Origin of the sequence: Streptomyces sp. P6-2-1 (genome assembly GCF_050613165.1) — a bacterium.
GTDB lineage: Bacteria > Actinomycetota > Actinomycetes > Streptomycetales > Streptomycetaceae > Streptomyces.
This window is the reverse complement of record NZ_CP192513.1, coordinates 6,509,970-6,529,016: the sequence shown is the minus strand read 5'-3', so window position 1 is coordinate 6,529,016 and position 19,047 is coordinate 6,509,970. Positions and strand designations below refer to the sequence as shown.

At 72.2% G+C, this 19,047-nt stretch carries 16 protein-coding genes, 1 tRNA gene and 1 riboswitch; of the genes, 10 read left to right on the top strand and 7 right to left on the bottom strand.

Annotation, left to right across the window (positions count from 1 at the left end):
- Positions 1–853: 853 nt before the first annotated feature.
- A complete protein-coding gene (locus ACQYWQ_RS27525) occupies positions 854–2,071 on the top strand; it encodes a tyrosine-type recombinase/integrase (RefSeq protein ID WP_431038358.1) in 1,218 nt (405 codons plus the stop codon).
- A 103-nt stretch (positions 2,072–2,174) separates the two neighbouring features.
- Here ACQYWQ_RS27525 and ACQYWQ_RS27520 read toward each other — a convergent pair.
- Positions 2,175–2,248: transfer RNA gene (locus tag ACQYWQ_RS27520), tRNA-Pro, on the bottom strand.
- A gap of 80 nt (positions 2,249–2,328) precedes the next feature.
- Here ACQYWQ_RS27520 and ACQYWQ_RS27515 point away from each other — a divergent pair.
- From ACQYWQ_RS27515 to ACQYWQ_RS27505, 3 genes are all read left to right on the top strand, one after another.
- Positions 2,329–2,820, top strand: coding sequence for a DUF309 domain-containing protein (locus ACQYWQ_RS27515; protein WP_431038356.1), 492 nt, complete (start codon positions 2,329–2,331; stop codon positions 2,818–2,820).
- Between the two features lie 53 nt (positions 2,821–2,873).
- Complete coding sequence (cobF, locus tag ACQYWQ_RS27510; protein WP_431038355.1) at positions 2,874–3,689, top strand: precorrin-6A synthase (deacetylating); 816 nt, start codon at positions 2,874–2,876, stop codon at positions 3,687–3,689.
- A 75-nt stretch (positions 3,690–3,764) separates the two neighbouring features.
- Complete coding sequence (locus ACQYWQ_RS27505) at positions 3,765–5,891, top strand: MDR family MFS transporter (protein ID WP_431038354.1); 2,127 nt, start codon at positions 3,765–3,767, stop codon at positions 5,889–5,891.
- A gap of 84 nt (positions 5,892–5,975) precedes the next feature.
- Here the strand turns inward: ACQYWQ_RS27505 and ACQYWQ_RS27500 are convergent, their stop codons facing one another.
- The 3 genes from ACQYWQ_RS27500 to ACQYWQ_RS27490 form a co-directional block, all read right to left on the bottom strand.
- Positions 5,976–6,341, bottom strand: a complete 366-nt coding sequence (locus ACQYWQ_RS27500; protein ID WP_431038353.1) for a hypothetical protein — start codon at positions 6,339–6,341, stop codon at positions 5,976–5,978.
- Positions 6,342–6,437: 96 nt separating this feature from the next.
- The gene (locus tag ACQYWQ_RS27495) at positions 6,438–8,081 is read right to left on the bottom strand and encodes an MDR family MFS transporter (RefSeq protein ID WP_431039376.1); all 1,644 of its coding nucleotides are present in this window, start codon (positions 8,079–8,081) and stop codon (positions 6,438–6,440) included.
- 245 nt (positions 8,082–8,326) lie between these two features.
- On the bottom strand, positions 8,327–9,010 hold the full coding sequence (locus tag ACQYWQ_RS27490) for a TetR family transcriptional regulator (protein ID WP_431038352.1): 684 nt from the start codon (positions 9,008–9,010) through the stop codon (positions 8,327–8,329).
- Between the two features lie 315 nt (positions 9,011–9,325).
- Here ACQYWQ_RS27490 and ACQYWQ_RS27485 point away from each other — a divergent pair, with 315 nt between their 5' ends.
- Positions 9,326–10,018: a hypothetical protein gene (locus ACQYWQ_RS27485; RefSeq protein WP_431038350.1), complete on the top strand. Its 693-nt coding sequence runs from the start codon at positions 9,326–9,328 to the stop codon at positions 10,016–10,018.
- A gap of 52 nt (positions 10,019–10,070) precedes the next feature.
- Here ACQYWQ_RS27485 and ACQYWQ_RS27480 read toward each other — a convergent pair whose 3' ends face one another.
- A complete protein-coding gene (locus tag ACQYWQ_RS27480; RefSeq protein ID WP_431038348.1) occupies positions 10,071–10,373 on the bottom strand; it encodes a hypothetical protein in 303 nt (100 codons plus the stop codon).
- A gap of 190 nt (positions 10,374–10,563) precedes the next feature.
- Here ACQYWQ_RS27480 and ACQYWQ_RS27475 point away from each other — a divergent pair, with 190 nt between their 5' ends.
- Together ACQYWQ_RS27475 and ACQYWQ_RS27470 are read left to right on the top strand one after the other, a co-directional pair.
- On the top strand, positions 10,564–10,884 hold the full coding sequence (locus ACQYWQ_RS27475; protein WP_431038346.1) for a DEAD/DEAH box helicase: 321 nt from the start codon (positions 10,564–10,566) through the stop codon (positions 10,882–10,884).
- 534 nt (positions 10,885–11,418) lie between these two features.
- Positions 11,419–13,458, top strand: coding sequence for a M4 family metallopeptidase (locus tag ACQYWQ_RS27470; protein WP_431038344.1), 2,040 nt, complete (start codon positions 11,419–11,421; stop codon positions 13,456–13,458).
- A 183-nt stretch (positions 13,459–13,641) separates the two neighbouring features.
- Here ACQYWQ_RS27470 and ACQYWQ_RS27465 read toward each other — a convergent pair whose 3' ends face one another.
- On the bottom strand, positions 13,642–14,781 hold the full coding sequence (locus tag ACQYWQ_RS27465; RefSeq protein WP_431038342.1) for a carboxylate-amine ligase: 1,140 nt from the start codon (positions 14,779–14,781) through the stop codon (positions 13,642–13,644).
- 272 nt (positions 14,782–15,053) lie between these two features.
- A riboswitch (TPP riboswitch) is annotated at positions 15,054–15,148 on the top strand.
- Between ACQYWQ_RS27465 and ACQYWQ_RS27460 the strand changes: the two genes are divergently transcribed.
- The 3 genes from ACQYWQ_RS27460 (at position 15,140) to thiE (ending at position 18,139) form a co-directional block, all read left to right on the top strand.
- Positions 15,140–16,642, top strand: coding sequence for a purine-cytosine permease family protein (locus tag ACQYWQ_RS27460; RefSeq protein WP_431038340.1), 1,503 nt, complete (start codon positions 15,140–15,142; stop codon positions 16,640–16,642). Its footprint overlaps the riboswitch before it by 9 nt.
- Positions 16,643–16,688: 46 nt before the next feature.
- Entirely contained in the window at positions 16,689–17,489 is an 801-nt protein-coding gene (gene thiM, locus ACQYWQ_RS27455; RefSeq protein WP_431038338.1) for a hydroxyethylthiazole kinase, read from the top strand.
- Complete coding sequence (thiE, locus tag ACQYWQ_RS27450; RefSeq protein ID WP_431038336.1) at positions 17,486–18,139, top strand: thiamine phosphate synthase; 654 nt, start codon at positions 17,486–17,488, stop codon at positions 18,137–18,139. Before thiM ends, thiE begins: the two co-directional genes overlap by 4 nt.
- Before the next feature lie 55 nt (positions 18,140–18,194).
- On the opposite strand, the gene ACQYWQ_RS27445 is transcribed toward thiE, so the two are convergent.
- Entirely contained in the window at positions 18,195–19,022 is an 828-nt protein-coding gene (locus tag ACQYWQ_RS27445) for a siderophore-interacting protein (RefSeq protein WP_431038334.1), read from the bottom strand.
- Positions 19,023–19,047 lie beyond the last annotated feature (25 nt).

Genomic DNA, 19,047 nt, shown 5'->3' with positions numbered 1-19,047 from the left:
CTCGCACGCCTCGCCGGTTGTGAAGACGGTGTGAGATCCTGCTCCCGGCTCGGCCGGGACGCATGTGCCCCACGAGCCCTGGGAACCTAAAATTCCCATTGCGTTGCCACGCCCTGGGGATGCAGCCCGAGGCTCCTGCGTTTGCGCAGGTCAGCCCCCGTAGCTCAGTGGATAGAGCAGGCGCCTTCTAAGCACTCCTGCTGTCCGACACCGCCTCGGGCCCGCGCCAGCGGCGACTTCGCCCCAAGCACGGACCCGCCAACGGAGACATCCTCTCGTCAAGCCGCAGGAAGGGCGTCGTCTCCCTCTGCCGGCCCGCAGAGTAAGGGAATAGCGCCGGTTAGCCCAACCGGCCTTTCCGCGGACGCTTGTTCTCCCACGTCCGCTCCCGAGCACGACCACGGGGCCCGACCCACCTGAAAGCTCACCGGCACACGATCCACGACACAGTGCGGGCTTCCCGCGGTTAGGGCTCTCAAAGGCTGGATCAGGCTCCGTCACTTTCGCGTGCTCCGCGCCCCAGGAGAATCGCCCCACTTGCCCGTTGGACCAACATCACCGCACACCGGAGCGGGACAGGAACACCAGCATGAGATCGTTCCTGAGACCTCTCCTCACCAGCCCGACGCCGCGCCCACAGGCCCCGCAGCGCTCTTGGCGCATCCCTGGTACTCAACCAGCGACCTCGCCTCCTGGCTGGGGGTAGACGCGTCGACCCTGCGCCGCTGGCGCACCGCAACGCCTCCCCAGGGCCCGCCCTTCGTCACGATCTCCGAGCGCGTCACCCTCTACAGCGCCCTGGACGTGGAGGCCTGGCTGCGAAAGCGGCGCACCGTCCCCGCGAAGGGGATCAGTGGCCGATAGGACCAGCCTTCCCGCTGGCGTCCGGATATCCACCGACATCGAGCATCGCCCTGACCGCCCCGCCCCCTACCGTGCACGCGTCCGCTGGCACGACCCCGTCAGCAAACGCCGCCTTTCCCTATCCGAGGGCAAGGACACCGAGGACGAAGCGAAAGAATGGCTTCAGGCGATAGCCGAGGCCGCTGAAGCAGGACTGAGCCCGACGGTCGCCACCATGAAACTCGCGGACTACGGCACGACCAATATGGATCTGGCCCTGCGCGGCCTTGAGTTGAAGACCCGGGACCCCTACCTCGCCGGCTGGCGCACCCGCGTGATCCCCACCCTGGGACACCTCGCCGTACGGACCATCACGAACGGCGTCGTCGACCGCGCCGTGCAGGGCTGGATCGCCGACGGGCACAGCCGCTCGACCATGAAGAACACCATCGCCGTCCTGGTCCGCGTCATGGAACAGGCCGTCCGCGACAACGTCATCAAGGTCAACCCCGCCCGGGTGACCGGCTGGCAGAAGCTCTACAAGCAGGCCGAGGACGAACTCCTCGACCCCCGCGCACTGGCCCTGCCCGACTGGGAGACCCTCGTCGCGCTCGCCGACGCCCTCGTGGCCGCCTCCCACGGCCACTACCAGGGCTGGGGCGAGGTCGTCCTCTTCGCCGCCTGCACCGCCGCCCGCATCGGCGAGGTCGCCGGCTGCCGCATCGGGGACATCGACACCACGCAATGGATCTGGACCGTCCGGCGACAAACCACCCCCGCACCTGGCGGCCTCACCGACAAGGGCACCAAGGGCAAACGCGCCCGCTTTGTACCCATCATCGAGGAAATCCGCCCCCTCGTCGCCCAACGCATCCTCGCCGCCGGCCCCGACCCCGACGCCCGCCTCTTCACCGGCCCCCGAGGAGGCCGCATCTCCACCGCCGTCCTGCGCGACGCCACCCACTGGGACGAGGTCGTCACCAAGCTCGGCTACGAACACCTTCGCCGCCACGACCTCCGCCACACCGGACTCACCTGGTTCGCCGACGCCGGCACCCCCGTCCACATCCTGCGCCGCATCGCCGGCCACGGCTCCCTCAACACCACCCAGCGCTACCTGCACCCCGACATCCACAAAATCACCGCCGCCGGAACCGCGCTCTCCGCACACCTCACCGCCATACGCGCCCCACACCCACTCCCCCACCCCATCGCCATGACCCGCTGAAACACCGGTCAAGCGAGCCCTGGTCCCCAACTGGTCCCCATAAACGCCTCAGGGCCGGTGTCGGATTTCTCCGATACCGGCCCTGAGCTGCGACTTCGTAAAGTCGGGACGACAGGATTTGAACCTGCGACCCCTTGACCCCCAGTCAAGTGCGCTACCAAGCTGCGCCACGTCCCGATGCCCGGCTGAGGTGTTCCCCGTGCCGTGCGAGAAGTACATTACCGCACGTCCGGGGGGTCGTGTGCACAGGGAGGGCGGTGAGGGTCTTGGGTGAGCGTGACCGGGACGCGGAGGGGCGGGCGCGCAGTGCGCGGCCGCGGGACGGGCTGGGGCGGCCGCTTCCGTACGGGGACCCCGGTGGGGTGCCTCGGCAGCCGGAGGGGGTGGTGCGGGCGGGGGACGAGACCGTGCGCGAGGCGCAGGCGCTGCTCGACGCGGGGCGGCCCTTTCACGCGCACGAGGTCTTCGAGGACGCCTGGAAGAGCGGGCCCGAGAGCGAGCGGGCGCTGTGGCGGGCGCTCGCCCAGCTCGCCGTGGGGCTGACGCACGCCGCGCGCGGGAACGGGCGTGGCGGGGCCAGGCTGCTGCTGCGCGGGGCGGCGGGGCTCGAAGGGCGCGGGGGCGGGTACGGGCTGGACCTGCCCGGGCTCGTGCGCTGGGCACGCGCGCTCGCCGGACGCCTGGACGCGGCCGTACGGGACGGGGACGGTGTGGACCCCGTGGTGGAGGCGCCGCGGCTGCGCGGCTGAGCGCCCCTACCCCGGCACCGGCCCCCCGTGCCCCCATACGGCAGACTCCTCCCGTGCGAACCATTCACGTCATCGGGATCGGAGCCGGGGACCCGCGGCAGCTCACGCTGGAGGCGGTCGACGCGATGCGGGACACCGAGGTGTTCTTCGTCCTCGACAAGGGCGAGGAGAAGTCCGACCTCACGGCGCTGCGGTACGGGATGCTCGACGCGCATCTGCCGGACCCCGCCGCCTACCGCGTGGTGAGCGTGCCCGATCCCGAGCGGGACAGGGACCGGGGCGCCGGCCGGGAGCGCTACGCGCGGGCGGTGGACGAGTGGCGGGCCGCGCGGGCCGCGCTCTTCGGGCGGCTGTTCCGTACGGAACTGGGTGAGGACGGGGTCGGGGCGCTGCTGGTCTGGGGCGATCCCGCGCTGTACGACTCGACGCTCGGGATGCTCGCCGAGGTGCGCGCGGCCGGTGTCGACCTCGCCACGACCGTCGTGCCGGGGGTCACCGCTCCCGCGACGCTCGCGGCGCGGCACCGTACTGTGCTCAACCGGATCGGTGGCGCGGTGCAGATCACCACAGGGCGGCGGCTCGCCGAGGGCTTCCCCGAGGAGGCCGACGACGTCGTCGTGATGCTCGACGCGCACACGCGCTTCGCCGCGTACGCCGGGCGGGAGGACCTCGACATCTACTGGGGCGCCTACCTCGGCACCCCGGACGAGCTGCTCGTCTCCGGGCCGCTCGCCGAGGTGTCGGAGCGGCTGGTGCGGTTGCGCGAGGCGGCGCGGGCGCGCAAGGGCTGGATCATGGACACGTACCTGCTGCGCCGTCACCGCGACGCGGGCACCGAGCGCGCGCCGGTGGTCCTGCCGGAGAGCTGACCCCGGCCCACTGCCCCCTCCCCTTCCGGGTGCGCACCTCGTGCGGGGGGTGGGGGCCGGTGTGAGCCTGGCAGAGTGACGACCGCTCCCGAGAAGGTCCCCGCCGCAGCCGCGCAGCCGCCGGTGCTCGACAAGCGCCGCCGCAACATCGTCTTCGCGACGATCACGCTCGGCATCCTGCTCGCCGCGCTCGACCAGACCATCGTGGGCACCGCGCTCCCCACGATCGTGGCCGACCTCGGCGGCGGCGAGCACATGTCGTGGGTGGTCACCTCGTACCTGCTCGCCGAGACGGTCTCGACCGTGCTCGTGGGCAAGTTCGGTGACCTCTTCGGGCGCAAGGTCGTCTTCCAGATCTCGGCGATCGTGTTCATCACGGGATCGTTCCTGTGCGGTCTCGCCTCGAACATGACGCTGCTCATCGTGTGGCGCGCGCTCCAGGGGATCGGCGCGGGCGGGCTGATGGTGACGGCGATGGCGCTCATCGCTGACGTCATCCCGCTCCGCGAGCGCGGCAAGTACCAGGGCGCGATCGGCGCGGTGTTCGGGGTGTCGACGGTCGTCGGGCCGCTGCTCGGCGGGGTCTTCACGGATCACCTCAGCTGGCGCTGGGCCTTCTACGTCAACGTGCCGATCGCGATCGTCGTGGTGATCGCGGCGGCGCGCACGATCCCCTCCGTGCGGGCGGGCATGAAGCCCGTCATCGACTACCTCGGCATCGCGCTCGTCGCGATCGGGGCGAGCGCGCTGATCCTGGGGACGAGCTGGGGCGGCAATCAGTACGCGTGGGGCTCGGGCGTCATCATCGGGCTGTTCGCGGCGGGGGTGGTGGGGCTCGGGCTGTTCTGCCTCGTCGAGACGCGGGCGAAGCAGCCGATGCTGCCGATGCGGCTCTTCCGCAACCCGGTCTTCGCCGTGTGCGCGATCCTGAGCTTCGTGGTGGGCTTCGCGATGCTCGGCGCGCTCACCTTCCTGCCCACGTACCTCCAGTACGTCGACGGGGACTCCGCGACGATCTCCGGGGTCCGTACCCTGCCGATGGTCATCGGCCTGTTGATCGCCTCGATCTTCAGCGGCAACGTGGTGAGCAAGACCGGTCACTACCGGATCTTCCCGATCGTCGGCACGCTCGTGATGGGGCTCGGGCTGTTCCTCCTGTCGCGGATGGACAACCACTCGGGAGCGTGGCGCGAGTCGCTGTACATGTTCGTGCTCGGGGTCGGGATCGGGCTCTCGATGCAGGTCCTGACGATCGCGGTGCAGAACACCGTGGACTACTCGGATCTCGGCGCGGCGACCTCGGGCGTCACCTTCTTCCGCACCCTCGGCAGTTCCTTCGGCACGGCCGTCTTCGGCACCATCTACGCCAACGCGCTCACGCCGAGGCTGCGTACGGGCGTGGGCGAGGCGGCGCGCGCCGCCGGGCTCGATCCCGCGGCCGTGGCGCGCGGGGCGGGGAGCCCTTCCGGAGTGCACGGGCTGCCCGCGGCGGCGCGCGAGCCGATCGTGCACGCGTACGCGGAGTCCCTCCAGACCGTCTTCCTGTGGACGGTGCCTGTCGCTGCCTTCGGCTTCGTGGTGGCGTTGTTCCTGCGGCAGGTGAAGCTCAACGACCCGGCGCGCAGCGGTTCGACGGATCTCGGCGAGGGTTTCCAGGCCCCGGCGGTACGGGCCTCGCAGGACGTGCTCGAACTCGCGGTCGCCCGGGTCATGCTGAAGACCCGCAAGGACACCGGACGGCGGCTCGTGGCCGAGTCGGACACGCGCCTGGACATGGCGGGGGCGTGGGCCGTGATGCAGATCTACCTGTTCACGCGGCTCGTGGGCTTCGCGAGCATCGGCGTCATCGCCGCACGCCACCGGCTGCCGCCCGAGGTCCTCGTCCCGGTCTACGACCGCATGGTCGAGGAGGGCTACGTGACCCGGGACGGTTCTCTCCTCTCGACGACGTCGGCGGGCGAGCGTGAGACGGCCCTCATCACGGGCGCGTGGTCGCACTGGCTCCGCGACCAGCTGGAGGGCATGGAGGAGCCGGTACGGGAAGGCGCGCCGACCGGGGCGACGCTGAAGCGGCCGGACGAGGCGGAGGTGCGGGCCGCCCTCGACGCGATCGCGAAACGGCTGTTGGCGGAGGACCTGGCGGAGGATGGGACGACAGCGCCGGTACGGGCGAGGAGGCTCAGCCCCTCCGGGACGGACTGAGGGACGTGCGGGCGCCCCTTGGGGCCCTCTCCCCTCACGGGGCCCCGCCCGTCCCGGCGCTCCCGCTCCGGAGGGGCTGGACGGTCACTCCCGCCGCGCCTCCACCTGCAAGGCCAGCTCGCGCAACACGTCCGCCGAGCTGACGTCCCCCCGCCCCTCGTCGTGCACCTCCGCCAGCTCCGACCAGGTGAAGACGAACCCCGCCGCGAGGCGCGTCAGCGCATGGCTCATCTGTTCCCCGATCACCGCCCCCAGATCGGAGACAGCCGTGCCTTCGGGGATCTCCACGGCGGGCAGCACCTCCTTGACGAGGTCGCCGACGAGCCCGAGCCTGCTGAGGTCGTCTTCCTCGTCCTCCGTGCCTTCCTCGGCCCGCATCCACTCGGCCGACGCGGTGAGGAGGCTGATGATGCGGAGGATGATGTCGCGCTGTTGCTCGTCGTACTCCATGCCGCCGAGGCTAGTACGCCGCACCCGCACCACCACCCACGCGCGACCGCCCCACCCCGCGGGACGGGATGGGGCGGCGCCGGTCGAGTGCGGGGATCAGTCGCGGGCCGCGCCCGCTCCCGTACCGCTGCCGGAGGTCTCCTTGCCGAGCGCGACGGTGTCGCGCGGGGCGGGCACCTCGCCGGAGGCGACGGCTTCGGTGGCCGGCGCTTCGGTGGCCGCGGGGCCGCCCTCGGCGGCGAGGCGCTCCATGCCGCTCGTGGTCTTGAGCGGCTTCTCCTTGATGAAGAGGACCGCGATGATCGCGAGGAAGGCGAAGGGCGTCGCGACGAGGAAGAGGTCGCCGGTCGCGACACCGTAGGCGTGCTCGACGATCTCCTTGATCTGCGGCGGGAGCTTCGTCATGTCGGGTACGGCGTTGCCGCCGCTCTCGCCCGCGGGGATGCCCGCGTCCTTGAAGCCCTTCGTCAGCTCGGTGCTGACCCGGTTGGCGAGGACGGCGCCGAGGACGCTCGTGCCGATCGTGCCGCCGAGGGAGCGGAAGAAGGAGAGCACCGAGGTGGCCGCGCCGAGTTCGTGCGCGTCCACGTCGTTCTGCGCGGCGAGCACGAGGTTCTGCATCAGCATGCCGACGCCGAGACCCATGACGCCCATGTAGACGCTGAGCAGCCCGAAGTGCGTGTCGGAGCCGATGGTCGAGAGCAGGCCCAGACCGGCGGTCATGATGATCGCGCCCGCGACCAGGTAGATCTTCCACTTGCCGGTCGCGGAGATGATCTGCCCCGCGACCGTCGAGGAGATGAGCAGGCCGAAGATCATCGGCAGGCTCATGAGCCCGGCGACGGTCGGGGACTTGCCGAGCGAGACCTGGAAGTACTGCGAGAGGAAGACGGTCCCCGCGAACATCGCGATACCCACGAGGAAGCTCGCCACGGTGGTGAGCGTGACGGTGCGATTGCGGAAGATGCCGAGCGGGATGATCGGCTCCTTCGCGCGGGTCTCGACCCACACGGCGAGCCCGAGCAGCACGACGCCGAGTCCGACGAGGAGCCCCGTCTCGGTCGAGGCCCAGTCGAACTTGTCGCCCGCGAGCGAGGTCCAGATCAGCAGGTCGCAGACGCCCGCGACGATGAGGAAGGCGCCGAGCCAGTCGATGCGGACCTCGCGGCGGATCGTGGGCAGCTTCAGGGTGCGCTGGAGCAGGATGATCCCGGCGAGCGCGAAGGGGACGCCGATGAAGAAGCACCAGCGCCAGCCGAGCCAGGAGGTGTCCACGAGGACGCCGCCGACGAGCGGACCCGCGACGGTGCCGACAGCGAAGACCGCGCCGAAGATACCCGCGTACTTGCCGAGACGGCGCGGCGGGATGATCGCGGCCATGACGACCTGGGCGAGTGCGGTGAGGCCACCGCCGCCGATGCCCTGGAGGACGCGGCTGATGATCAGCGTGACGACGTCCTGCGAGAAGCCGGCGACGAGCGAGCCGACGATGAAGAGGCCGAGCGAGAGCTGAAGCAGCAGCTTCTGGTTGAAGAGGTCCGCCAGCTTGCCCCACAGCGGCACCGTCGCGGTCATCGCGAGGAGTTCGGAGGTGACGACCCAGGTGTACGAGGACTGGCTCGCGCCGAGGTCGGCGATGATGCGGGGCAGGGCGTTGGCGACGACGGTGCCCGCGAGGATGGCGACGAACATACCCGCCATCAGGCCCGACATCGCCTGGAGTATCTGGCGGTTGGTCATGGAGGTCGGCGACGACTCGGTCGCCTCGGCTGTGCTCACGTTGTCCTTCTTGAAAGGGAGACGGTGGTACGTGTGTGGGGGCGGGGCGGAGCCCGTACGGCGGGGCCGCTTCCGGGTCCCCGGGAGGCGGGCGGCGGTGCCGTACTCCGGGACGGTCGGGGGACGAGCGGTGGTGGCGGGGAGACGGGACGAGGACACCCGGGGCGGCGGACCGGCGCCGTGTCCCGGTGGGGGCTGTCCGCCCGTCAGTCGGTGGGCCGCCGTAGTCCGGCGGCGAGGTGGGCGAAGACCTCGGTGAAGGTCTCCGCGAGGTCGGTGTCCTCGGGGCGCGCGCACCAGTGCTCGAAGGTGACGCGTACCGCCGTGTGGGCCACGGCGGCGAGGAGCCGGGCGAAGAGGGGGATGTCGGCGCCCGCCCACTGCCCCGGTTCCTCGCCCTCCGTTCCCGGGGGCGGGGGCGTGTTCCCTGCGCCTGCCAGCCAGGCGGCGATGGCGCGGGCGAGTTCCCGCTCGTCGCTGGAGTAGGCGTCCATCGCGCGCACGATGAGGTGCGGGGAGCGCTGGAAGACGACGATCTGGAGGCTGAAGAGCTCTTGCCGTTCCTCGAAGGCCGTCAGCTCGCCGACGAAGGCGGCGTGGACCGCCTCCAGCGGGGTGAGCGTCGCGGGAGCGGTGCGGACCGCCTCGCGGATGCGTTCCGATACGCCTTCGTCGATCACCACGAAGGCGTCGTCGTGGCTGGCGAAGTAGTTGAAGAAGGTACGGGGCGAGACTCCCGCCGCCTCACTGATCGCCTCGACCGTGACGTTCTCGGCCCCGTGCTCCGCGGCGAGCCGGATGGCGGCCTCGGCGAGGGCGGCGCGGGTCGCGCGCTTCTTCCGCTGCCGGAGCCCGCCGACGGGCGCGTGGTCGTTCGTCACGTCCTGCATATTAGGCAAAAATGCAGAGCCTGCAAACTCTCGCTCGCAAAAGCCGCGAACACGAGCAAACGGATACACACTCACTCGTCTGGCACATTCACGGTGGATGCGGATATATCCGCCGATCACTCGCACCCCATGTCACGAACGAGCAACCGCCCGTACGGATTGCTCGCCACCTGTGCAGTCCATGTGATGTTTTCGTGTGCGCGGCGCACTTCAAGTGCCTCTCACGAAAGGGTGATCGGCCCGCTTCGCACGGCGCGTCCGCACCCCGGGCAGGCGGACTCGTGCGCGCGCGCCCAAAAAGACCAGGGGGTGGGGATGAACGGGCGGAGACTGCCCGGCGAGACCGTGCTCGGCGCCCTCACCCGGACGAGCGAGGAGGAGCGATCCGTGGACGCCAACCAGACCATGCCCCGGGGCGGGCCGGGTTTCGCGCCGCCACCCCGCCCCCCGGCACGGCGGGGAAGGTTCCGCCGGTCACGCACGCCGGCGACGGTCTTCGCCGTGATCGTCCTGGCCGTCTCGGGGCTGTACTGGTGGTACTTTCTGCGCCCCAACAGCGATCCGCGCGCCCTTCGGGGCACTCCGCCCCTGGAGAGCATGGACAAGGTGCTCACGGAGTTCGGACTCGCTCTGCCGTCGTGCGAGACGGAAGGGCTGCGGTGGTCGGGGGACTCGGAGGGAGCTGACAGGAGGCTGCTCTTGAGCTTTCGCGTCGAGAAGCAGTGCCTGAACGCGTACCTGCGGAAGTACGGTGCCGACCCCGGCGACGGGACAGAGTGGTCGACCAAGGATTCCGGGTCCCGAGTGGACTCCTTGCCGGACGATCGGTCGGTTCCCCCCATGTCAGAGACCGACCTGGAGAGGTTCGGGCTCACCAGCCGACCGGGAACCGTCTGGCTGACCTGGGATTTCCAGCTGCCCGGCGACATCACGCTGCTGCTCACGAGCGAGGCGCGCGGCGCGCTGGAGCAGGTCTACGTCAGCACGGTGTCCAACGGCGAATTCTGAGGTCCGCGCGGGAACGGGTCGGTGCTCCTCCCGAGGAGCACCGACCCGCCGCTCACACCGGCGCCGTCCCGTTCCCCGTCGCCCGCCCCGATTCCGCCGTGTCCTCGCTGACCCAGTCGAGGAGGATTTCGCCCTCGGTGCCGGTCGGGAGGCGCAGGATGAGGGCCAGGCCGGCGAGGTCGGCGAGGGCACGGGAGCCGGATGCGGCCTCCAGGGTGACCGTCCAGGGTTCACCGTGCCCCTCGGGCCCGTCCGAAGGCTCCAGGACCGCGAGGGCGACGACGACGTCGATCCCGGCCGCGCTCACCCCCGTGCCCTCGCCGACCAGCAGGGCGGGACCTTGGTAGCTGCGCATGGGTTCTCCTCGCCTCGCGCGCCGGACACTCCGCCCTCCAGGCTGCTCCGGCCGGACCCCGCGCGCATCCCGGCGAATGCCCCGCTTCGCACCGTTTGACAGAAATGACCGTGATGAGACGCTGGGTGGTGCGGGCACCGCAGTCGCGCGCCCCGTACGCACCGGGGCCCCGCACCACCCAGGAGGCCGCATGTCGAAGCACCACCGCTCCCAGTCCGAGGAGAACAGCCCCCGTCGGGGGATGCCGCGCAGGCCCGATGACGACCGGCTCGCCGCGCGCACGGAGGAGGAGCGGGTACGGGCCGGGCTCGACGCGTACAACCCCGGCGAGGTCCCCCCGGCGACGGACACCAATCCGCCCAGGCGGGTGACCGAGAGCCGGCAGTACCAGGACGAGAAGACGGAACTCGACCGCGAGGTGCGCAAGGGCGAGATCCGCCCGGACGGGCTGGAGTCGCGCCGGGAGCGCACGGAGGACGACCCGTACCCGCCGACGCGGTACGAGGACTGAGCCGAGCCCGCCGGGCGGGGAGAGCGGCGGCGCGGTGCGGACCGGGCGGTGACCCGGTCCGCACCGCGCCGCCTTTTTGTGCGGCTCGCGTGCCCGTGAGGGCAAGAAATACGAAGGAGACGCGACCTCCGGGGCACATTTTCCGGCCAACGGGGGCTCAAACCTGATGATCTATGCGCGTCACACGGGGCGGGTCCCGGGAGGAAGCGGGGAGAGACGGGCCATCCGGACGATTCAGCGGGCGGCGACATTGCGGGCACATGTCGGCGGGGGACGAAGCGGGGCTTTCCCGGCCGGACGGCAAGCGGCTTCTTTTCCAATTCTTTCCCGGGGAACGGGTCCGCATAGCGGCCCCGCGCGTCCGGGAGCCGAACGGAATCCGCCAACCTCGTGATGCGCACCTGACAAGCACGCGCCGGGGCTGCCACAGTCTCCCTCGGCCAGCGGTCGGGCACGCTTCTTCCCCACCGCCCACCGCGGGCTCTTCGTCACCCCACCGGCCGCCTGTGCGCGGCCCGTTGAAGGAGCCCTTCCTTGAGACGAACCTCCTCCCGTCGCGCCGCCGCCACCGGCGGCGCGCTGCTCGCGGTCTCCGCGCTGCTGACCGCCGCGACGCAGACGGGCGTGGCCACGGCCGCGCCCGCCCCCACAGGGAAAGCCGCCTCGGCGGCCAGGCCGGGAGCCCTGCCGGCGCAGCTGACCCCTGATCAGCGCGCCGAACTCATCGCCAAGGCACAGAAGAAGAGCGCGGCGACCGCCGAAGAGCTGAGTCTCGGCGCTCAGGAAAAGCTCGTGGTCCGCGATGTGATCAAGGATCAGGACGGCACGCTGCACACGCGCTACGAGCGCACGTACGACGGGCTGCCCGTGCTCGGCGGCGACCTGGTCGTCACCACGGACCCGGCCGGCGCGACCGGCAAGGTCGTACGGGCCTCGCAGGCGAAGCTCAGTGGTGTGAGGACCACGGCGAAGGTCCCCGCGGCGACCGCGCAAGAGCAGGCGCTCGGCGCGGCGAAGGCGCAGGGTGCCGCGAAGCCGGCGACCGACCAGGCGCCGCGCAAGGTGGTGTGGCTCGCCGGGGGCAAGCCGGTGCTCGCGTACGAGACCGTCATCGGCGGGCTCCAGGAGGACGGGACGCCCAACGAACTGCACGTCGTGACGGACGCGGCGACGGGCGCGAAGCTGTACGAGTACCAGGGCATCGAGAACGGCACGGCCAACACGCAGTACAGCGGCACCGTGACGATCACCACCACCAAGTCCGGGTCCACGTACAACCTGACGGACGCGACGCGCGGCGGGCACAAGACGTACACACTCGCCAACAAGACCTCGGGCACGGGCACGCTCGTCTCGGGCCCCGACGACGTGTGGGGCGACGGCAAGGGCACGACGCCCGAGACCGCGGCGGCCGACGCGGCCTACGGGGCCCAGGAGACCTGGGACTTCTACAAGGACACCTTCGGACGCAACGGCATCCGCGGTGACGGCGTGGCCGCGTACTCGCGCGTCCACTACGGCAACCAGTACGTCAACGCGTTCTGGGACGACAGCTGCTTCTGCATGACGTACGGGGACGGGTACGGGAACGCCGCGCCGCTCACCGCCCTCGACGTCGCGGGCCACGAGATGAGCCACGGCGTCACCTCGGTGACCGCGGGCCTCAACTACAGCGGCGAGTCCGGTGGGCTGAACGAGGCGACGAGCGACATCTTCGGCACCGGCGTGGAGTTCTACTCCAACACCGCGACCGACCCGGGTGACTACCTCATCGGCGAGAAGATCGACATCAACGGCGACGGCACCCCGCTGCGCTACATGGACAAGCCCAGCAAGGACGGCGCATCGGCCGACAACTGGTCGTCCACGCTCGGCAACAAGGACGTGCACTACTCCTCCGGGCCCGCGAACCACTTCTTCTACCTCCTCTCGGAGGGCAGCGGCGCCAAGACCGTCAACGGGGTGAGCTACAACTCGCCGACGTACGACGGCCTTCCGGTCACCGGCATCGGCAGGGACAAGGCGCTTCAGATCTGGTACAAGGCGCTCACCACGCAGTTCACCTCCACCACCAACTACGCGGGCGCCCGTACCGGGACGCTCGCGGCGGCCTCCTCGCTCTACGGGGCGACCTCGGCCGAGTACAAGGCGGTGCAGGACGCCTGGGCGGCGATCAACGTCGGCGCCCGCTCGGGGGGCGGCACGGACCCGGGCACGCCCGGCGGGACGGTCTTCTCGTCCACCACCAAGGTCGCGATACCGGACGCCGGTTCGGCGGTCACCTCCTCCGTCGCGGTGACGGGCCGCAGCGGCAACGCGCCGTCGAACCTGTCGGTCTCGGTGGACATCACGCACACCTACCGCGGTGACCTCGTGGTGGACCTCGTCGCCCCCAACGGCACGAGCTACCGCCTCAAGGGCTCCAACGCCTCCGACTCGGCCGACAACGTGAAGGCCACCTACACCGTCAACGCCTCCTCGGTCGCCGCCAACGGCACCTGGAAGCTCAAGGTGCAGGACGTCTACTCGGGTGACACCGGGAGCATCAACGGCTGGTCGCTGACCTTCCCGTAAACCCCCTGCGCGACCTCGGCGGAACGACCCCCGCCGCACGTGGTGCCCCGGCCGCCCGAGGTGGCCGGGGCACCACTCCGTGCCAACCGGGGCCGGAACAGCGCGGTCCCGCACCTCCGTCCGCCCGTGTCCCCGCCCCCCTCCCTCCGTGCCCCCCGCACCCCGTCCGCCCCGCTTCCCCCGTCAGCCCACCACCCCCCACTCCCCCACGTCCCCCGGTCCCTGCGCCACCGCCCGCTGGCGCCGCGCGGGCTCGCCCCGGCGGAGCACGTCCCGTACCACCGCGGTGACCTCCTCCTCGTCCCCGAGGTCGGCCAGTGCCTCGCCGACGTGGTCGAGCAGCGCGGCGACCGCCTCGCCCGCCGGCACCGCGGTACCGCTCCCCGGGTGGACGAGCGAACCGCCGACCCCGTACCGCGCCGCCGTCCACAGTGCGGCGGCGACGTCGTGCGCGGGGACGGGCGCGGGGACGCGGCCCGCCGCGCGTTCGCGCAGCGCCGTCACCACGAGCGCCCGCGTGAGCCCGGCCTGCGCGGCGACCTCGCCGACGGTCGGCATGACGTCGGCGACGCGCACCTCCAGGGTCGGGACGTGCGCCGACGGGCGCGCGAGCCAGTAGGCGTTGCGGGCGCGCTCGGGGAGTACGCCGGTCGCGAAGAGCCTGCGGTGGGTCGCGTCGTAGTCGGCCGCGTCGGCGAAGTACGGCGGGATCTGTGTCGTGGGCCAGCGCGAGAGGACCATCGTGCGCCAGCTCGCGAAGCCGGTGTCGACGCCGTGCTCGTACGGGGAGTTCGCCGAGAGCGCGAGCAGCACGGGCAGCCAGGGGCGGAGGTGGTCGAGGGCGTGCACTGCGGCCTCGCGGTCGGGGACGCCGACGTGGACGTGGCAGCCGCAGGTCTCGGTGCCCCGGGCGAGGAGCTGGTAGAGCCCGGAGACATCGCGGTAGTGCGGGGCCGCTGTGGGGGTGCGGGGCGGCGCGTGGCGGGCGGCGGTGCCGTGGGCGAGGACGCGGCAGCCCGCCTTCTCCGCCGCCTCGACGAGGCGCTCGCGGGCGGCCGCGACCTCGGCGCGCAGCTCCGGCAGGTCCGCGCACACCGGGCTCGTGGTCTCGATCATGCTGCTGAGGAGTTCGCGCTGCGGGACCGTCACCGCGCCCTTGGGGTGGAGCCTGTGGTGCACGTCGAGTACCCGTTCGGCGGCGTCGACAGGGACCAGGGTCTCGGCGTCGACCAGCAGGAACTCCTCCTCGACACCGAGCGTGGGGGGTGCGCTGTGGGCCGCGGGTAAGCCCGCGCCCCCGCTCTGCGTTGCGCTGGCGGGCATGCGGCAGCTCCTCGGGAGTGGACTGGGTCGCGGCGGGCCCGAACGGCGGGCCCCGGGGCCGGGCCCATCCACCTTGCCGACGGCGCGAGTGACGCACGAGAGCGCATACGGGGCGCCCCGGCGCACGGAGTCCGCGATTCCGCCGCGCGGCGGGGCGGGCGTGACAGGGCCGGTCCCCCGTTGCGCCGGAGGCGCTCTCCCCGGGTTCCGCCCCGGGCCCTGCCCTCCGAGCCCCGCGGGGGCTCGCTCACCGGGCGCGTTACTCTTGCCCCACACCGGACACGGGGTGCCCCGCCAGGGGGCTGAGATCACACCCGTCGAACCTGAACCAGCTCGTACTGGCGGAGGGATGTCTTCCATGTCATTGCCGCATGCCCCCGGTCGCGCCCCGGAGGGCGCGGCTCCGCAGCAGGCCGCCCGGGTCTTCGGCGGCCGGATGCCCGAGGCCCCGGGGGATCTGCGCGTCGAGGCGCACGGCATCGCGCCCGTGCCCGACGACCGGCGCTACGGCGGTCCCGGCCGGCTCTTCACGGTGTGGTTCGCGCCGAACCTCACCATGACAGGCGTCTTCACGGGCACGCTCGGCATCGTCCTCGGTCTCGACTTCGCGACGGCGCTCGCGGCTGTCGTCGCCGGCACGCTGCTCGGCGCTGTGCCCGTCGCGTACCTCGGTACGTGGGGCAGCAGGACCGGGGCCGGTCAGCTCCCCCTCTCGCGGCTCGCCTTCGGGCCCGCCGTCGTGCTCCCCGGCATCCTCCAGTGGCTCTCTTCGATCGCGTGGGACGCGCTCATCGGTCTCTTCGGCGGGGACGCGCTCGCGCGTCTCTTCGACTGGCCGTTCTGGCTCGGGGTGCTCGTCATGATGGCCGGGCAGGGGCTCGTGGGCGCGCTCGGTTACGAGGCGATCCACCGGCTCCAGAAGCTCATGTCCTTCGTCCTCGCCGTGGCCTTCGTGGTCCTCGCCGTGAAGATGCTCGACGGCGTGAGCCCCACGACGTCGGGCAGCGCGCACGGCATGGACCGCTTCGGCGCGATCATGCTGACCAGCACGGTCGCGCTGAGCCTGTCGCTGTCCTGGGCCCCCTACGCGAGCGACTTCAGCCGCTATCTGCCGACGGAGACCTCGCGCACCCGGATGTTCTGGTACACGCTGCTCGGCGTGAGCCTGTCCTTCGTCGTCGTCCAGACGCTCGGCCTGTGGGGCGCTTCGGTCTTCACCGACCAGACGGCGGGCGGCGTGGAGAAGCTGCTCGGCGGGGGCTGGCTCGGCGCCTTCGGGCTGCTCGCCGTCGCGCTCGCCGCGCTGTGCAGCAACGCGATGAACGACTACAGCGGCTCGCTCGCGCTCCAGACGGTGGGCGTGCGCGTCCCGCGCCCGCTCGCCGCCGCGGGCGCGGCGGCGCTCGGGCTCCCGCTCGTGCTGTGGATGCACGCGGCCGACACGACCGCGCGCTTCCAGAACGTGCTGCTCTTCGTGGGCTACTGGATTCCCGGGTTCGTCGCCGTGGTCGTCGTGGACTGGCGCGCGCGGGCGAGGGAGCGGGCCCGCACGGGTACCGGGCACGCAGGTACGGGGCATACGGGTACGGGGCACACGGGTACCGGGCACGCGGGTACGGGGCGGACGACCGCGGGGCTCGACCTCGCCGCCGAGAGCGCGCGCCCCGTGCCGTGGTGGCCCGCGCCGCTCGCCTTCCTCGTGGGCTTCGGCGCCGCCGTGCCCTTCATGAACACCTCGCTGTACGCGGGCCCGGTCGCCGACGCGCTGCACGGCGCCGACCTCGCGTACTACGTCGCCTTCGCGGTGGCACTGCTCGTCTACGCGCCGCTGCGGCTGCGCACCCGGCGCGCCGCCGCGTGAGCCCCGTGCCGCCGCCTGATCCCCGTCCCCCCTCTGGAGTGCCCTCATGACCACGGACCATCTGGAAGCCACCCGTGCCGCGCTCGCGCGGGTGCGCGGCGCCGAGCCGCTCGTGCAGTGCCTGACCAATACGGTCGTCACGAACTTCACGGCGAACGCGCTGCTCGCGCTCGGGGCCTCGCCCGCGATGGTGGACATCCCCGGCGAGGCGGACGCGTTCGCACGGATCGCGGGCGGAGTGCTCGTCAATCTCGGTACGCCGCACGCCGAGCAGCGCGCCGCGATGACGGAGGCGGCGAAGGCGGCGCGCGAGGCGGGCACGCCGTGGGTGCTCGACCCGGTCGCGATCGGCGCGCTCCCGGTGCGTACGCCGCTCGCGCACGAACTGCTCGCACTCGGTCCCGCGGTCGTACGGGGCAATGCCTCCGAGATCCTGGCGCTCGCCGGTGCCGGGGCGGGCGGGCGCGGCGTGGACGCGGCCGAGAAGGTCGAGCAGGCCGCGGAAGCGGCGCGCGAGCTGGCCCGTACGAGCGGCGCGGTCGTCGCGGTGTCGGGCCCCGTGGACCTCGTGACGGACGGGGCGCGCACGGTGCGGATCGCGAACGGGGACGCGCTGCTCACGCGGGTGACAGGCGGGGGCTGCGCGCTCGGCGCGGTGATGGCGGCCTTCACCGCCGTCACCGAGGACGCGTTCGCGGCGACGGTGGCCGCGGTGACGACGTACACGGTCGCCGCCGAGTCGGCGGGCGAGGGGCGCCCAGGACCCGGGACCTTCGCGGTCCGCTTCCTCGACGCGCTCGCCGCGCTCCGGGACGCGGACCTCGTGGCGCGGGCGGCGCTGTCGTGAGGCCCGATCTGTCGGTGTACCTGGTGACCGACACCGCGCAGTGCGCCGCGCGCGGGCGGACCGTCGCCGAGACGGTCGCCGCCGCCGTCGCCGGCGGGGTCACCGCGGTGCAGGTGCGGGAGAAGGACGCGGGCGGGCGGGCGTTCCTTGAGCAGGTGCGCGCGGTGGCCGGGGTGCTGCCCGCGCACGTGACACTCCTCGTCAACGACCGCGTCGACGTCTACCTCGCCGCCCGGGCCGCCGGGGCGCGCGTGCACGGCGTCCACGTGGGCCAGTCGGACCTGCCCGTCGCCGCGGTACGGGACCTGATCGGCCCGGACGCGCTGCTCGGCCTGAGCGCGGCGACGCCGGAGGAGCTGGCGGCGGCCTCGGCGGCACCCGTCGACCACGTCGGTGTCGGCGCGCTGCACGCGACGACGACGAAGGCGGACGCGCCGCCCGCGCTCGGCGTCGAGGGCTTCGCGCGCCTGCTCACTCCGCCGGGGCTGCCCCCCGCCGTCGCGATCGGCGGCGTGGTGCCGGGCGACCTGCCCGCGCTGCGCCGCGCGGGCGCCGCGGGCGCGGCGGTCGTCTCGGGGATCTGCGCGGCCGCGGACCCGGAGGCGGCGGCGCGCGCCTACGTGGCGGCGTGGGAGCGGGGCGCGCGCTGAGGCGGACGCCGCACGGGAGGCCCGGGCCCGCCCCCGGCCCTTCGGGTCGCCGCGCTCAGACCGTCTCGGCGACCTTGGCGCGCTCGTGCTTCCAGTAGCCCGAGAACGTGATGCGGTCCTTCGGCAGGCCCGCGCGGTGCAGGTGGCGGCGTCCCTCGGTGGCGAGCTTCGACTCGCCGACGACGAAGGCGTAGCCCGTCGCGGCGAAGGACTCGTGGCGGCGCAGCGCCGCGAGGGCGGCCTCGCCCGGCACGGCGTGGGCGTCGTCCCGTACGACCCAGGTGATCTCGATGCCGTCGGGCGCTTCGAGTTCCCTGCGGTCACCGGCGAGGGGCACCTCGATGAGGGCACGGCCCCGCGTGTGCGCGGGCAGCGAGCGCAGGATGCCGGCGAGGGCGGGAAGGCCGCTCTCGTCGGAGACGAGATGGACCTCGCTCGCGTCCTCGGGGCAGTCGAAGACGATGCCCTGGTCGTAGAGCGCGACGGGGTCGCCGGGCGCGACGGAGCAGGCCCAGATCGCCGCCGCGCCCTCGGGCTCGCCGCCGGGGCCGCAGTGCACGACGAAGTCGATGTCCAGCTCGCCCGTCTCGGCGCGGAAGCCCGCGACGGTGTAGTTGGCGCAGTGCGGCCGGATCTCCTCGGGGAGCGCGAAGTACGGGTCCCACCAGCGCTGTCCCGAGAGTTCGGGCAGTTCGAAGCCCGTCTGGTGCGGGAGGCGCAGGAAGAGCCTGAACCAGTGGTCGTAGCCCTGGTACGGGAAGGTCGCGAACTGGGGGCCGGTCACCGTCACGCGGTGCATGGACGGGGTGAGTCGCGTGCCGCGCAGCACCTCTCCGCGGAACAGGGTCGGGTTCTTCGGCATCAGCCGGGGGTTCTTCGCCACGGAATTAGGCTAGCCTAAGCTGACT